This is a genomic window from Paenibacillus sp. MMS20-IR301 (genome assembly GCF_032302195.1).
Lineage (GTDB): Bacteria > Bacillota > Bacilli > Paenibacillales > Paenibacillaceae > Paenibacillus_AQ.
The window spans coordinates 5,225,364-5,240,587 of record NZ_CP135275.1; the positions used below are offsets into that span (position 1 = coordinate 5,225,364).

The 15,224-nt window shown below is 52.8% G+C and carries 14 protein-coding genes; 7 read left to right on the plus strand and 7 right to left on the minus strand.

The genetic code is table 11. The features are described from left to right. The first annotated feature begins 3 nt into the window (after nt 1–3). The 5 genes from LOS79_RS22285 (at nt 4) to LOS79_RS22305 (ending at nt 7,052) form a co-directional block, all read left to right on the plus strand. Nucleotides 4–2,007 (plus strand): chemotaxis protein CheA, encoded by a 2,004-nt coding sequence (locus LOS79_RS22285; protein WP_315412404.1) that lies wholly within the window; start codon nt 4–6, stop codon nt 2,005–2,007. A 28-nt stretch (nt 2,008–2,035) separates the two neighbouring features. Beyond that, nucleotides 2,036–3,625, plus strand: coding sequence for a methyl-accepting chemotaxis protein (locus LOS79_RS22290; RefSeq protein ID WP_315412405.1), 1,590 nt, complete (start codon nt 2,036–2,038; stop codon nt 3,623–3,625). A 448-nt stretch (nt 3,626–4,073) separates the two neighbouring features. After that, nucleotides 4,074–5,483: a transposase gene (locus LOS79_RS22295; RefSeq protein WP_315411930.1), complete on the plus strand. Its 1,410-nt coding sequence runs from the start codon at nt 4,074–4,076 to the stop codon at nt 5,481–5,483. A 286-nt stretch (nt 5,484–5,769) separates the two neighbouring features. After that, nucleotides 5,770–6,552 (plus strand): MBL fold metallo-hydrolase, encoded by a 783-nt coding sequence (locus tag LOS79_RS22300; protein ID WP_315412406.1) that lies wholly within the window; start codon nt 5,770–5,772, stop codon nt 6,550–6,552. A 20-nt stretch (nt 6,553–6,572) separates the two neighbouring features. Next, a complete protein-coding gene (locus tag LOS79_RS22305) occupies nt 6,573–7,052 on the plus strand; it encodes a hypothetical protein (protein WP_315412407.1) in 480 nt (159 codons plus the stop codon). A 107-nt stretch (nt 7,053–7,159) separates the two neighbouring features. On the opposite strand, the gene LOS79_RS22310 is transcribed toward LOS79_RS22305, so the two are convergent. The 7 genes from LOS79_RS22310 to LOS79_RS22340 form a co-directional block, all read right to left on the minus strand. Further along, nucleotides 7,160–7,624, minus strand: a complete 465-nt coding sequence (locus LOS79_RS22310) for a DUF420 domain-containing protein (RefSeq protein WP_315412408.1) — start codon at nt 7,622–7,624, stop codon at nt 7,160–7,162. A gap of 28 nt (nt 7,625–7,652) precedes the next feature. Beyond that, nucleotides 7,653–8,570, minus strand: a complete 918-nt coding sequence (gene ctaG / locus LOS79_RS22315) for a cytochrome c oxidase assembly factor CtaG (RefSeq protein WP_315412409.1) — start codon at nt 8,568–8,570, stop codon at nt 7,653–7,655. Between the two features lie 25 nt (nt 8,571–8,595). Continuing rightward, a complete protein-coding gene (locus LOS79_RS22320) occupies nt 8,596–8,931 on the minus strand; it encodes a cytochrome C oxidase subunit IV family protein (protein ID WP_315412410.1) in 336 nt (111 codons plus the stop codon). A 4-nt stretch (nt 8,932–8,935) separates the two neighbouring features. Beyond that, nucleotides 8,936–9,562, minus strand: coding sequence for a cytochrome (ubi)quinol oxidase subunit III (locus LOS79_RS22325; RefSeq protein ID WP_315412411.1), 627 nt, complete (start codon nt 9,560–9,562; stop codon nt 8,936–8,938). Nucleotides 9,563–9,568: 6 nt separating this feature from the next. Next, the gene (gene ctaD, locus LOS79_RS22330; RefSeq protein WP_315422385.1) at nt 9,569–11,407 is read right to left on the minus strand and encodes a cytochrome c oxidase subunit I; all 1,839 of its coding nucleotides are present in this window, start codon (nt 11,405–11,407) and stop codon (nt 9,569–9,571) included. Nucleotides 11,408–11,543: 136 nt separating this feature from the next. Continuing rightward, a complete protein-coding gene (gene coxB / locus LOS79_RS22335; protein WP_315412412.1) occupies nt 11,544–12,593 on the minus strand; it encodes a cytochrome c oxidase subunit II in 1,050 nt (349 codons plus the stop codon). Between the two features lie 483 nt (nt 12,594–13,076). Beyond that, complete coding sequence (locus LOS79_RS22340; protein ID WP_019913840.1) at nt 13,077–13,265, minus strand: hypothetical protein; 189 nt, start codon at nt 13,263–13,265, stop codon at nt 13,077–13,079. A 553-nt stretch (nt 13,266–13,818) separates the two neighbouring features. On the opposite strand from LOS79_RS22340, the gene LOS79_RS22345 reads away from it, so the two are divergent. Together LOS79_RS22345 and LOS79_RS22350 are read left to right on the plus strand one after the other, a co-directional pair. Beyond that, nucleotides 13,819–14,157: a DUF4870 domain-containing protein gene (locus tag LOS79_RS22345; protein WP_315412434.1), complete on the plus strand. Its 339-nt coding sequence runs from the start codon at nt 13,819–13,821 to the stop codon at nt 14,155–14,157. 85 nt (nt 14,158–14,242) lie between these two features. Further along, on the plus strand, nt 14,243–15,196 hold the full coding sequence (locus LOS79_RS22350) for a diacylglycerol/lipid kinase family protein (protein WP_315412436.1): 954 nt from the start codon (nt 14,243–14,245) through the stop codon (nt 15,194–15,196). The last annotated feature ends 28 nt before the right edge of the window (nt 15,197–15,224 follow it).

Below are 15,224 nucleotides of genomic sequence, written 5' to 3' on the forward strand. Positions count from 1 at the left end.
CGAATGATGGTTGATTTATCGGAATACCGCGGGATCTTTCTTGAAGAACTGGAGGATCAGCTGCAACTGATCGAAGATGAGGTGCTCAGGCTTGAGCAGATCGGGGAAACGGAGGCCGGAATACAGCAGTTCTTCCGGGCGGCGCATACCCTGAAGGGCTCCTCGGCATCTATGGGCTACAACAGGCTGAAGGAAGTCACACATCATCTTGAGCATCTGCTCCACCAGATGAGGAACGGGGAACGGAAAGTTTCAAATGAACTGATTGACCTGTTCTTCCAGGCGCTGGACGGAATGCGCGCGCTGCAAAGTGAGATTGCTGCCGCAGACCAGGAGACGACAGATGTAACCGGCTTGGTTCAAAGGCTCAGTACCTTTGGCGCGGACGGGTTACAGGGGGATGAACAGAACTGGGCTGTACATTCAGGCAAAGCTGAAACTTCTCCCCAACTGTTCTGGCTTCATGTCTGGCTCTCTCCCGGCTGTGAAATGAAGCTGCCGCGCCTCCATCTTATTGACGCCAAGCTGCGGAGCCTCGCCGCAATTCTTCAAATGAAGCCGGAGCTGGGAGAGATCCAGGCCCATGACAGCGGGATCGACGGAGCAACCTGGCTGCTATCCCCCAAAATCAATATCCAGGAGCTCCGCCAGGAGGTCTTCTCCATCATGGATGTTGAGAGTATTTACATAGAAGAAGTGACGGATGATTCCTCTCTCCCGGGTGAAATTATGAGACCTGCCTATCCTGCTAAGGAGGGACAGGATTTCCCGGAACCTCCGGATTCCCTGCCGGCTGCTGCTGACAAGAATAAGCCGCAGACGATCCGCGTTCAGGTGGAGCGTCTTGAGAAACTGATGAACCTGGCAGGCGAACTGGTGATTGATCAAACACGGTTCCATCTCCTGAACCGCAAGTTCCACCAGCAATACGGAACGAGTGAACTGGCAGATGAGCTGGATCAGATTAGCGACCATCTGGCACTAATTACAGGTGAGCTGCAGGAGAGCATGATTAAGGTACGGATGCTGCCTATAGAGCAGCTGTTCAACCGGCTTCCCCGCATGGTCAGAGACTTATCAGGTTCCCTGAATAAGCAGATTGAGCTGGTCATTGAAGGCAAGGAGACAGAGCTGGACCGGACACTGATCGAGGAGCTTGGCGATCCGCTTATTCATCTTCTGCGGAATGCTGTCGATCATGGCATAGAAACCCCGGAAATCCGCCGTGCCGCCGGAAAAAGCGAGATAGGCACTGTAAGGGTCGCCGCATCCCATGAGGACAATCAGGTTATTCTGGTCATAGAGGACGATGGAGCCGGAATTGATTCCGGCGCGATTGCCCAGTCCGCCATCAGGAAGGGCATCATTACTGCCGAAGAAGCCGGTAATATGACTGACGACGAGGCGCTCCGTCTTATTTTCAGACCCGGATTCTCAACGGCCGCGCAAATAAGCGATATTTCCGGCCGCGGGGTAGGGATGGATATCGTCCGCAACGACATTGAACGGATTAACGGAATGATAGATATTGAGACCGCCAAAGGGCAAGGCACCCGCTTCCGTATTCGTCTGCCTTTAACGCTCGCAATCATCCGCGGGCTTCTCGCGAGTGTCGGCGCGTCCACTTTTGTTATTCCTATGAGCAGCGTGGCTGAAATTATCCGCATAGCTCCAGAGCAGATCAATTTCATTCAGGGCCAGCCTGTCATCACTGCCCGCAATCAGCTCGTCCCCGTGGTCTGGCTGCAGGACATTCTGGGAATAACCCCGGCAGCAGGCGAAGGCGCAGCAGTCTCATTTCCGCTGATCATTCTGGGCCGCGGAGAGAAGCGGCTGGCACTGGCAGTAGATGCGCTTGTCGGCAATCAGGACGTCGTAATTAAATCTTTAGGCTCATACATGGGCAAGACAGACAACATATCAGGAGCTACTATCCTGGGAAACGGTAAAATTGCACTCATTATCGACACGGCCAGCCTATTCTTCAATAAGGGAGCTTTCGCTTAACAATTTATTTTTACTGGGGGATACAGGTATGAAATGGTTTTATAATTTAAAAACAAGCGTGAAATTAATTTCGTCCTTTCTGATGGTAGCTGTAATATTAATTTTTGTTGGCGTCTATGGGCTGACCAACCTCGGCTCTATTAATGACAGTCTGGATGATATGTATGTGAACAATCTGATCCCCGTCTCTTCACTCCAAAGCTCACAGAACAGCTTCTCCGTTATGCGCGCCATCGTCAGAGATATCTATATTAAAGAGACGCTGGAGGAACGGCAGCAGCGGGTCGAGGATTATAAGAAAGAGAAACAGAATGTACTCGACAGTATCGCTGCCTTCCGTAAGACCAAGCTGAGCCAGGACTCCGTTCAGGCCATCGCGCCGTTCGAAGCTGCATGGAATGAATATTTGACTACTTATGAGTCGCTTGTCAGCCTGGCACTGTCCGGACAGAACGAGAAGATGCTGGAGATGCTGCGCAGCAGCAGTCTTAATAATCAAGGCGATGCGCTGAAGCAAATCCTCAATAGCCTGATTGATATCAATACCAAAGAAGCGGACCAGGCCAGACAAGACGGCGCTTTACTGTTCAGCACTTCACGGAATATTACACTTGTTATCATTTCCGCTGCCGTAATGCTGTGCATCCTGCTGGGCTATTTCATCTCCCGGATCATCTCAAATCCGCTGGCGAAGGTCGTACAGATTCTCTCCAAGGTTGCGGACGGTGATTTGCGCAGCCAGGCAGAGGTCGACACCAAGGATGAAATCGGTGTGCTGGCAGCCAAAGTAAACGAGATGGTCAGCAATCTCCGCCAGACTGTAGGTTCCATCCTGCTGCATTCCCAAAGCCTGTCCGCCGCCGCAGAGGAGATTTCCGCCAGTACGCAAGAGGTGGCAGGCGGCAGCACTGCCACTGCCAATGATGCCGGAACGATTAGCGAATTATTCAAAGAGCTCTCCAGTGCCATTCATTCTGTAGCCCAGAATACTGAGCAGGCTGCAGTAATCTCTGATCAGACCGTGGCAATTGCCGAGAATGGAAACAGCATCATTCAGGAGTCAATGGAGAGCATGCAGGCGGTTAGCGGACAGATGTCACGGCTGGAGGAGGATTCGCAAAAGGTCGGGGAGATCATCGATGTTATCGAAGATATTGCAGATCAGACCAATCTGCTTGCCTTAAATGCGGCCATCGAGGCGGCAAGAGCCGGGGAACAGGGGCGCGGCTTCGCTGTGGTTGCCGATGAGGTGCGGAAGCTTGCCGAACGCAGCGGCGAAGCCACCAAGCAGATCACAAGCATCATCAAGGGGATGCAGGTGAATACCCGCTATAGTGTGAGCGCCGTTCAGGAAAGTGCTGAATTGTCACAGAAAACCGGTGTATCCTTTCATCAAATCGTTACAATGGTGAATAATGCCGGCCAGAAGATTTCTGAAATCGCCGCAGCCAGTGAAGAACAAGCGGCACAGTCAACCAATGTACTCGCCGCAGTCGAGAATATTTCAGCCACTACCCAGCAATCGGCAGCAAGCAGCGAGGAGACTGCCGCTTCCGCCCAGTCGCTGGCCAGTCTGGCTGAAGAGCTCCAGAGCACGGTCTCCTCCTTCCGCCTGTAGTTTATATTCAACTGGAATACCTGAAGCTCCCGTATGGGGCTTCAGGTATTTTTTTCTTGCGGCAGAATTGTTTTATACCAAAAACGATCTGTTAACTGTACTTCGTACAACTAATTGATCTGATGGTCTACCCATAATCGGTTTAGCTGTATTTGGTACAACTATACTGTTACAAGTAGCTTGTTTTATCGTATTTGGATGAAATTAGTTGTACAGGGTGCAGCTATACGATCGAGCAACAACTTTTCGTTCATTTTAATTGCACACAAGAGTCAATTTCATAATTCAAAACCCTTGCTATATCTGGTTTTGTTGAGCATAGAAAAAGGAGTACCTCCCCACATTCTCGAATTTATAGGCGACGAAACCCACCCGAGAACGAAAAGAGGTAATCCCTATCTATTCAATTCGACAAGAAGAACTGTTTTCCTTTAAGGAATTGTTCCAGATGAACCCCGAAGATAAATACAACCATATTTTTGAGCACTTAGATCTCTCCAAGGTGCTGCACACCCTCCGGAAAAAGAGTAACCGTGGCCGACCCGAAAAACTGAATGTACCTGCGATGATCTATTCATTGCTCATCGCCAAAATGGAGAACATCGAGTTTATTTCTTCTCTGGTCTGGCGTCTTTTGCACAGTGAAGAGTTTCGGGCGCAGTGCCGATTTACCGGCTCCGACAATATCCCGAGTGAAGCCTCGTATTCCCGTTTGATTCATGCGCTAGAGCAAACCGGAATGCTCGAGAACCTGCAGGATTCGTTGGTCCTGTCTGCCCTAGAGGAAGGGTTTGTTAGCGGTACACATCTCGCCGTGGATTCCTCTATTGTGGAGGCTTGGGATTGCCAATTCAGCGAAGCTGCGGCGAAACGCCGCGCCGCTCGCCGTCCACCAAAGCCAAGTGAGGCTTCGGTGGCAGAGCCGCAGCTCCAGTTTGAACTCCCGGAGCCGAAGCCCACCGTAGTGAACGGGCCACCGAAGAAACCTGCCTACGCCAAGCGTGGACGTCCATCGCATGCAGAACGAGAATGCCGACGGGAGGAACAAGAAGCTTATGAACAAAGCCTCGGACCGTTTCAGAAAACCATTGAAGCAATGTTGCCTTACACCTATGACGAACTGTTGGCCGCGCTGCCCCGGCATGCCGCACGTTGTGACAAGAAAAATACGAAGGGGCGACTCACCAGTTATTACGGGTTCAAGGCAAATCTGCTGGTTGATACGGACAGTCAATATATTGTTAGTGGCTTATGGAGTTCAGCGAATCCCAATGACCAGCGTATGGCGGTTGTTCTCCTCAAAGGCCTGCTTCTGAAGTTCCCTTCGCTAAACGTAAAGCATATCTTGGGCGACAAAGGGTATGACAGTTCAGCCATTTACCAGTTGATTCATTCCTTAGGCGCTTTTCCTATTATTAAAATGATTCACCACAAAAAACCGCCCGAGGGGATGAACCAGGATTACACCCCTGTGTGCTCGCAGGGACACGCCTACCGTTACGACAGTTTCGATGCCAAATACGAAACGCTGCGTTACACCAGGCCGAACCAGTGTAAAGACTGTCCATTTTCCGAATCCGGCTGCCAAAAAGTGTTTAAGATCCGAATTCAAACCGATTTGCGAAAGCACGCTTACCCAGCAAGAGGGAGCGAGAGCTTTACGCAACTGTATAACAAACGAACGGCTGTAGAACGTGTTTTTGCCTACCTCAAAGAGTATTTTGGGATGAAACGCACACGTCACCGCGGCGTCCGGGCAAGTGTCGATTTCCAGCTCAGCACATTGGCCTACAATTTGAGTAAGTTTGCGCTAGACAAGTTGAACAAGCAGTTGAGTAACTCCCAGCAAGTGGCCTAACTTTTTTTAAAAAACAAACTCAGCTTTTGGCCCAGTCTTGCTATTCAGCAAACTGAATTATGAAATTGACTCCACAATACAACTATTTCCTGAGCTTCCTTTTTGAAATGAAGATATACATTGTTGAATGAACCCACTCCTTTGGTTCTGACGCTTTACTAGTACCTCCGAAGCAGCAATACTACGTATTGCTTTCAGCTATCCGTTACAGCGTGAAATAGAAGAATACGGTATAGTGAACATCATATTAAGTCTTTTATTATTTACCAGTCGGAGGTGCATTTACTTGGATAATTCTTGGTTTACCATAACAGCTGTCGATGAGACCACCTTTGCCATCAGCGAGTACGGACACTGGGAGCAGGTGCATTCCTTTCTGCTGCTTGGCAAGGATAGGGCGGCTCTGATTGATACAGGGCTCGGCATCGGCAATATCCGCAGCATCACGGATCAGTTGACCACTCTGCCCATTCTGGTCCTGACCACCCATGTGCATACCGACCACATCGGCAGCCACGGACAATTCGAGGCGATTTATGTCCATGAAGCCGACCGGGACTGGCTGGTCCACGGCATCCGGGGCTTGTCCCTGGAGCAGATCCGGCGGGATATCGGACGGGACATCACCATCAAGACTCCTGAAGGATTCAATCCGGCAGCCTACACGCCGTTTCAGGGCGAACCGGCCGGGCTGCTGAGAGATGGCGAACAGCTGGATCTGGGCGGCGGCCGGACTGTGACGGTCTATCATACCCCCGGGCATTCGCCGGGTCATCTGTGCTTCTATGACGAGAGCCGCGGCTTCCTGTTCACAGGTGATCTGCTCTACGATATGACACCCGTCTATGCCTTCTACCCTTCGACCGATCCAGCCGCCTTGACTCGCTCTCTTGCCCGGATCGCAGCGATTGCCGGAGTCCGCAGGGTCTACGGCTCACATAATACGCTGGGGCTTGAGCCGGAAATTCTTCGTGAAGCAGGGCGGGCGGCCGTGTATCTGCGGGAGCGGGGGCTGGATCATTTCGGAACAGGGATACACCGGTTCAAAGGGTTTAGTGTGCAGTTCTGATTACAGGACAGGAGGGAAATATGAGTTTAAGATTTGATTTTGATGCGTCCGCATGGGCAGACTCCAGCTTCCAAACTAAAAAAATGGATGAAGATGATTTAAGCTTATTACAAAAATACAATGTCAAAACATGGGATGATAAAGCTTTTACGGACGAGTCCATATTGAAATGGGGGTATTGGACGATCAATGATAATCGGGATAGGATATTGAAGGCTATAGGGGGAGGGTCATTTGAAATTCCTGAAATGTATACTTTTATCTACAACGAATTAAAAATAAAATTAGAATGCGGCGGCAGCGGAGAACCTGCAAACACCTACAAACGCCATGAAGATCATAGTTACGACCAGCAGATTAATATAAGCAGACTGATTGTCCCCCAAGAACTGAGTGCATCCATCGATGATATTGCCGCAAGCATTGCAGAGGCTTTAGCTGTTGCGAGCTTTAAATCGGCTAATTTGAACAAAATATCAGTTGTATTCCCGAAGCGTTAAAGACAGCATTTATCAATCCGCTGCCCAGGCCAAAAAAGCCCGTACCCCTTCCCCGCATTTGCGGGGCGCAGCAGTACAGGCTTTTTGTGATTTCAGGACAATTCAGACTAGCCGCCCATGATAACCTTCCAGACCGGCAGGGTATGCCCGCCCGGGTAGAATATGTACAGCAGCACATAGACAGCTACACCCGTAATTGCAGTAACAAACCAGATAACAGCGGTGATCCGCCCCCACTTGCGGTGTTTGGCATATTTGGCCTTGAAGCCCAGCGTCAGCGTAGTGATGCCGAATACAGCCGCAACCGTGGCCAGCACAATGTGGAAGATTAAGAAGATATGGTACAGCGTCGACAGTTCATCCGGTCCGCCCCAGGTTGTATTCCCTACGAATACCGTTCTTGAGGAGTAGACGAGAAAAAAGAGAATTGCCGCTACAGCAGCTGCAATCATTGTCTTCTTGTGCGCTTCGCGCTTGCCTTGAATAATTTGTCTCCAGCCGATAGCTACCAGCACCGCACTAATGACGATGAACGATGTACTGATCGTTGGAAACAAGGTGAAAATATCCATGATTATCCCCCTCGGTACTTACCAGCTCTTATAGTTCAGGACCCTCCTCTGCAAGTTCAGAGGCAGGTGCAGACGACTCCGCGTCGTCTTGTCCGTTCTCTTTTTTATACCAATGATAGAACACATAAGCAAGCATGGAGGCAAAAATAAATTCCTGGATGAATTTCATCACGATGCCGCCGACCTGCTGGTCTACCTTGGGAGAGAGGGATCCGAAGAAGCCGGGACCGCCAAAAGCCTGCAGCAGCGCCGCCGGACTCTGCGGTACACAATAGCCCATCGCCATTGCCCAGGTGTTAGGGTCACTATATGTCGCATACAGGGGGGTGCCCGCAAAAATAATCAGCCCGCAGGCCGGTGTCAGCAGGACCATATTCAAAAAGATGAAGCCGACCTGCCCCAGGCCGCCAAGCGCCCGGTATTCCGGCAGCGGATTGATCAGATTCCACCACATCAGCCCGGAGGTCAGGAACAGCACAGCATAATACAACCGGTGGACCGTGAAATGCAGCATGACATAATCATGGATTACCGGGATATGGTAGAGCGAGAAGAGCCCGTTAAAGAGCAGAGCCGCAACTACAGGCTTCGCGAGAAAAGCAAACCCGCGCAGCGGATTCACCCGCAGCAGGGCGCGCCAGCACCACCCCGGAATCCCCAGCATAATCAGCGGGACGGCGACAAGATAAGACAAGGCCATACTGACCATATGAAAGGAGAACAGAATATGCCCGAGCAGACTGATGGGGCCTCCCTGCGCCAGATAGAGGGCTGCCATTCCGCATAAGAACAGCCCCCTCCGCCAGAAGGGGACTGCATAACTGCCTGCAAAACGCGGGGACAGCGGTCCAATCAGTACAAAGTAACCGGCGGTCAGCAGAAGCATCAGCGCCAGAAACAGCGGGCTCCATAATTCATTGAAGCTGAAATATTGTAATCCCGGCATGACCCCCGAGCCTCCCCCGGCAGATTTAGTCCCACCATACCCAGTACAGCGCCATGATAATGCAGGTTCCTGCAATGAAAAACCCGCCGAGCATGAAGATAATCGGCATCATATGCCCTTTGTCCTTCAGATGCATCCAGAAGCCCATCTGCAGAATAACCTGCAGCACGGCCATCACCAGCAGCAGTATAACGGCAAAGGCGGCGTTCACCCCGCCGGCGGCCACTGCGGCGAAGGCGATCAGTGTCAGGACCACGGAGAAGATGAAGACGACAATATGCCGCTGCGGCCCTTCCGGGCGGTGTCTGTGCTTCACCGGACCACCGGCCGCAGCATCAGAGGAATGCTGTTTCGCTGCCATATCTTCATCCCACCTTCCCGAGGAGGTATACAACCGTGAAGATAAAGACCCACACCACATCAATGAAATGCCAGTACATGGCTGATACATAGATTTTCGGTGCTGTTACCACCGTTAGTCCCTTATACATTAATTGTCCGATCAGCACCGAAATCCACAGGATCCCGAAGGCGACATGGGCACCGTGGAAGCCGACGAGCGTATAAAAGGCCGAGCTGAACGCACTCGTAGTCATCCCGAATTCCTCATGCCTGATATACACGCTGAACTCATAGATCTCCAGAATCAGGAAGCTTAAGCCGAGCACCACTGTGATCAGCAGCCAGTTTCTTAGCCGGGTGGCGTTACCCCGGTGCATAGCCTGGATAGCGAACACGCTGGTCAGGCTGCTGGCCAGCAGAAGGAAGGTGGCCGCTGCGACCAGCGGAAGGTGAAACAGTTCATTCGCGGACGGCCCCTCATTCGTCTGATTGCGCAGCGCGAGGAAGGTGGCGAACAGCGTGCCGAAGAGCACGGCCTCCCCGCCAAGGAACAGCCAGAAGGCCAGCACCTTGTTACGTCCTTCAAGCGTTGCCTTCTCCGGCTCATGCGGCAGTGTCCCGTCAACAGATCCGGCATGTGCTGTAGTCATATCCGCTCACCTTCCTTCCAGCTCTTCAGGCTCAATATGCCAGCCGTGATCATCGATTAACGACCGCAGCAGCATCGAACCGAAGGTAATCAAGAGACCCAGTGCCGTAACGATATAGTTGTTGAAAAGAAAGCTCATAATGTCGCTGCCGAACTCGTCACGGCTGAACATGAAGCCCAGTCCCGCAATGAAGATGCCGACTGACATCAGGAAAGGCAGGATGGTCGCCGACGGCATATGAATCGGCCCTACCGGCTCAGAAGGAGTCATCCCCTTGTGGCCGGCCATCTTTTCCTTCCAGAAGGCATCCAGCCCCCGGACCAGCGGTGTCTGCTTGAAGTTATACTCCGGCGGCGGCGAAGGAATTGTCCATTCCAGCGTCCGCCCGTCTTCCCACGGGTCATCAGCCGCGTCTAGAGGCCGGCGTGAAGTGAGGAAGATATTCGCCAGGAAGATGATCATGCCAACACCCATCAGCATCGCACCTACAGTACTGACCAGATTCAGCGTATCGAACTGCTGATTCGGCAGGTACGTGAACACGCGGCGCTGCATGCCCATCAGCCCGAGGAAATGCTGCACGAAGAATGTCAGATGGAAGCCGATAATAAAGGTCCAGAAGGTCCACTTGCCCAGCCGCTCGCTCAGCATCCGCCCGAACATCTTAGGCCACCAGTAATGCAGGCCGGCGAACAGCCCGAGCACCAGGCCGCCGACAATGACGTAGTGGAAATGCGCTACCACGAAATACGTATCATGGAACTGGAAATCGGCAGGTGCGGAAGCCAGCATGACCCCCGTTACACCGCCCATTGTGAAGGTGGGAATGAACCCCGCTGCGAACAGGTTAGGGGTGGTGAAGCGCACCTGTCCGCCCCACATCGTGAACAGCCAGTTGAAAATCTTGATCCCCGTCGGAATTGCAATCAGCATGGTAGAGACCGAGAATAGCGCATTGGCTACCGGTCCGAGGCCCGTAGTGAACATATGATGCGCCCAGACCATGAAGCCGAGGAAGGCGATCAGAATGGTCGCAAAGACCATCGAGCTGTAGCCGAACAATCTTTTGCGTGAAAAGGTTGGAATGACCTCGGAGATAACCCCGAAGGCCGGGAGAATCAGAATATACACCTCGGGATGGCCGAAGATCCAGAAGATATGCTGCCAGAGCACCGGATTACCGCCGCCGGCCACGTCAAAGAATTTAGCTTCCAGAATCCGGTCGAAGGTTAGCAGGACAAGCCCTACAGTAATTGCGGGGAACGCAAACAGAATAATAGCTGAGGTGATAAAAGTAGCCCAGGCAAACATCGGCATCCGCATGAATGACATGCCCGGGGCGCGCATGGTGATGATCGTAGCCAGGAAATTAATCCCGCCAATCAGGGTGCCAAGACCGGCAATCTGCAGCCCGATGGTATAAAAATCTACTCCGTGGGTGGCGCTGTAGCTGGTGCTTGAGAGCGGGGTGTAAGCAGTCCAGCCTGCATCGGGCGCACCGCCCATCACCCAGCTGAGGTTAAGGAGAATGCCGCCGAACAGGAAGGTCCAGAAGCCGAGCGCATTCAGAAAAGGAAAGGCAACATCGCGCGCACCGATCTGCAGCGGAATGACCGCATTCATCAGGGCAAAAATAACCGGCATGACACCAAGAAAGATCATCGTCGTGCCGTGCATCGTGATCAGCTCGTTGAAGGTCTGGGCATCCAGAAAGGTATTCATCGGCTTGATCAGCTGAATCCGGATCAGAATCGCTTCTAAGCCCCCGATGCCGAAGAAGATGCCGCCGGCCCAGAGATACAGTATGGCAATCTTTTTGTGATCGACGGTGGTAATCCAGTCCATAATCCCGGTGTGCCGCTTCACGCTGTGGCCGGACTTCAAGGGCTGGGAGGGATGCAAGGATTGCGCTGCTTGAGCCAAGGTACGTACCCCCTTTTCAAATATGCTGCTTCCGCTTCAGGCTATAGGCTATCCGGCTTCAGTCCAGTGTGTAGCCGGCCAGATACTCGGCAATACCGTCGATTTCTTCATCGGTCAGCCCCAGATCCTTGGGATTCGGCATGGTATTGCCGGGCTTGACGCTTTGCGGATCATGCAGCCAGGTCTTCAGATTCTCCTCTACAGGCGCACCGTCCACACGGGTATCATCATTGAGCAGAATACCGGCAACGGATTCACGGGAGCCAATCCCCGTCAGATTGGGAGCAACCGAGGAGGCAGGCATGCTGCCCACCGCATGGCAGGTCAGACACTGCGATTTGAACTTCTCGGCAAGCACCGGGTCCTCCGGCAGCACCGACTCTGGAGCCTTCATCGAAGCGAGCCAGTCTTCAAAGGCAGCTTCACTGACGGACTTCACCTTGAACTCCATGAACCCGTGGGACGGCCCGCACAGCTCTGCGCATTTGCCGCGGTAAACGCCTTCATTCGGCGCGCTGAAGCTGAAGCGGTTCACTGTCCCGTCAGGGTTGGTATCCATTTTGCCGGAGAGGGAGGGTACCCAGAAGGAATGCAGCACATCCTTGGTGCTCAGCTCAAAGGCTATATCCTTGCCTGCCGGAATCACCAGATCCTGCGCGGTTGTCACCCCGTAATCGGTATATTCAAACTCCCACCAGTACTGATGGCCGGTTACCTTAACTTGAATGGCATCCTTGTCATCTGAATGGTCATTCCCTGCAGCAAAGACCGCCTTCACTGTGGGAACCGCCAGTATAATTACGAGAATAAGCGGGATAACCGTCCACAGCACCTCCAGCTTGAAGCTGCCTTCCACCTGCTTCGGAATCTCCTGCTGGCCCGGCTTGCGGCGGAAGCGTATCCACACATACGCCGAAATGGAGAAAACGATGAGGAGCACCACGATCATGATTGTGATCGACAGCTTCATCAGAGCAAACGAGCTTTCCGCTGCGGGCCCCTGCGGTCTGAGTACCGACAAGTCCTCCCGCCCGCATCCGGCAAGAATGAGTCCAAGCGCTGCTGTCATGAGAAGAAGCCGCCTTCCAGCCTGCCACGTTTTCATCATTGATCTACCCCGCTTTTCCCGAATTCGTAGATTAGAGTATTTTCCTGTCAATTATAACAATCACTATTAATATAAGTTCGCTCCATCATTTTGTCAATCGTTCACAACAATTTCACAAAATCATTTTGAAAACAGAAAAAGCTTGTCAATACTGATTTTAAAAGCGCTTTCAAATTTTACTTAAGTTGTGTTAAAATCAATTAAAGCGCATTCAATTTAATTTGTGTCCAAAAGTTCATTTGACTGAATTGCCCTCTTTGGAAACACTAATCGGGCCCTGACATACAAAATAACCCCACAAAGTGGAGCTTTGGCTTCGAGGTCAACTCAGGTACTTTGCGGGGACCCCGGAATATATAACAAAAAAAACCGCTTCCTGCAGCAGTAGGCTGCCCGGGCACGGTTTATGAGAATCCTCATGGATGTTATTGCACAAAATGTGTTGTCACCAGAAAGTAAAAGCCGAACAATCCTATCTGTCGTTTAGGAAACGGATGAATTCATTCTTACCAGCTCATGCTCCACAACCATGGTTAGCTCTTCTTCATAGCCTCCCGTGATCCGATACTTCCGGACGTACTCCTTCACAAATTTCTTGGGATCTTTGGGCCGGAAAATGCGTGTCATTTCCCGTAGACTTTCCTTGACTTCGTTATGACCTTTACTTGCCATGATCAGTTCCCTCCCAAAACATTGAAAATGAATGCTCCGTTGTAGAGAATGCATGATGAAAAGTCCGCCGTAACTTCGAAATGCAAGTTAAGAAACCATTACACATACGTGGCTTGCATTATCCGCCTTGACTGCCCTCCGGTATTACTAGAAAGCACTCCTGATGGTGAAGCAGGTTCGTCGTGATTTGGGCTGAGAGTAAGGTTGTCTCAGAGTATAGACACCTTGACACTTTAGTTACCCGAAGAGCCACTTGCTGAATCACTCCTTTCGGGCCTTATCGCTTTATTGTATCATATTCCAGTCCAAGTTCCACCTTTCCATGTAAAATATGCGAATGGAAATTTTTTATACACCCTTAATCCTTTGGCTAAATTATAGCGTATGCTTTCTGTCAGCCCGAAGAACCTGTTATTAGTCTACCCAGTGCTGCAGAGATTACCCTGAGCGGACCCTGCCGAAGCTCATACTTTGCCGGTCAGCTTCATAGGCTCATAGTGAAGAAGGCAGATGAGCCATGCCTTTCTTCTCCAATCCAAGGAGAGTGAGCCTATTGTCCCCATTCCGATCATCCACCGGACTGCCTGATCATTTTGCCGCCGCCCTATGCTATATCTTCCCGTTTATTGGTGCCATCCTATTCCTCGCGCTGGAGAAACGGAGCCGCTTCGTGCTCTTCCATTCCCTGCAGTCCCTTATCACCTTCGGGGCACTGATGATTATCCATGTATTAAGCGGATTCATTCCGCTGCTCGGTCCGCTGCTGGGAGCTGTAGTCTCTCTGTGCAGCTTCGCAGTCTGGCTACTCATGATCTACCATGCGCTGGGCGGAAGATGGTTCAAGCTGCCCTGGGCGGGTTCCATTGCCGAAAGCCAGCTCCGGCAGCTGTAGCCCGGCGAAAAAGATTCCCTTTTGCCTGTCCTCTCCGTACAATGGAATCAGGACATACAGGAATCTACAGGCTGGAGGAACATCCATGTATTTATTGATCATAAACTCCCGTTCCGGCGGGGGAGCGGGTCTGCGGACCTGGCACACCGTGGAAGTCCTGCTGCAGGCACGGGGCGTTCCCTATGAGCCCTTGTTCACGCAAAGCGCAGACAGCGCCGAGAGCCAGGTGCTCCACGCCCTGGCCCGCCGCGAGGACTGGCGCGCCGCCATCGTGATCGGCGGGGACGGCACGATCCACAGCGTGCTCGGTGCGCTGCGGCGCCGGGGGGTACCGCTGGCGGTGATTCCCGCCGGCTCCGGCAATGACACCGCGCGGGGCTTCAGCATCCCGCTGACACCTGAGGCCGCTCTGGACAATGCGCTGCAGGACCGCTGCCTCGAAGCCGATCTGCTCTCGAATGCAGGCGGACTCACCCTGACCGCCGTAGCCAGCGGCTTCGACGCCCAGGTGGCCGTCAACGTGAATACCAGCCGGTATAAGCGGCTGTGTAATGCCGTCGGCGCCGGCCGGCTGGCTTATATCATCGGCATTCTGCATACGCTAATCACCTTCAAGCCCTGCCGCGTAAGCGTAACCTGCGACGGCAAGGAGCAGGCCTTCGACCGGGCGTGGCTGGTCTCGGTCTGCAACCTGCCGAGCTACGGCGGCGGACTGCTGATCTGCCCGCAGGCGGAATCAGGCGACGGCCTGCTTGACGTCTGCGTGGTCCACGGGGTAAGCCGCGGGCAATTGCTGCGGCTGTTCCCGACGGTGGTGAAGGGCAAGCATGTGGCGCTGCCCTATGTCACCATGCTGCGCGGACGCAGCGTAGCCGTCCACTTCGCGCAGCCGCGCCATGCCATCGGCGACGGCGAGGCCCTCGGCACCGCGCCGCTGGCCGTGCGCTGCGAGCCGGGGGCGCTGCGCGTGCTGTCGCCGCTGGCGGCTGCAGCGGGCGCTGCTGGCGCAGCCGGCGGGTCCTGCCACGCCAGCGGCTAGGAAGGGCCTGGCGGCATGCCGGGCGCCC

Bases quoted from the DNA above. Each gene is read 5' to 3' on its own strand.
- LOS79_RS22325 (WP_315412411.1), bottom strand. From the start codon at position 9,562: ATGACTACAGCACATGCCGGATCTGTTGACGGGACACTGCCGCATGAG.
- LOS79_RS22320 (WP_315412410.1), bottom strand. From the start codon at position 8,931: ATGGCAGCGAAACAGCATTCCTCTGATGCTGCGGCCGGTGGTCCGGTG.
- LOS79_RS22310 (WP_315412408.1), bottom strand. From the start codon at position 7,624: ATGGATATTTTCACCTTGTTTCCAACGATCAGTACATCGTTCATCGTC.
- LOS79_RS22290 (WP_315412405.1), top strand. From the start codon at position 2,036: ATGAAATGGTTTTATAATTTAAAAACAAGCGTGAAATTAATTTCGTCC.
- ctaG (WP_315412409.1), bottom strand. From the start codon at position 8,570: ATGCCGGGATTACAATATTTCAGCTTCAATGAATTATGGAGCCCGCTG.
- ctaD (WP_315422385.1), bottom strand. From the start codon at position 11,407: ATGGACTGGATTACCACCGTCGATCACAAAAAGATTGCCATACTGTAT.
- coxB (WP_315412412.1), bottom strand. From the start codon at position 12,593: ATGATGAAAACGTGGCAGGCTGGAAGGCGGCTTCTTCTCATGACAGCA.
- LOS79_RS22285 (WP_315412404.1), top strand. From the start codon at position 4: ATGATGGTTGATTTATCGGAATACCGCGGGATCTTTCTTGAAGAACTG.
- LOS79_RS22350 (WP_315412436.1), top strand. From the start codon at position 14,243: ATGTATTTATTGATCATAAACTCCCGTTCCGGCGGGGGAGCGGGTCTG.
- LOS79_RS22295 (WP_315411930.1), top strand. From the start codon at position 4,074: ATGAACCCCGAAGATAAATACAACCATATTTTTGAGCACTTAGATCTC.
- LOS79_RS22305 (WP_315412407.1), top strand. From the start codon at position 6,573: ATGAGTTTAAGATTTGATTTTGATGCGTCCGCATGGGCAGACTCCAGC.
- LOS79_RS22340 (WP_019913840.1), bottom strand. From the start codon at position 13,265: ATGGCAAGTAAAGGTCATAACGAAGTCAAGGAAAGTCTACGGGAAATG.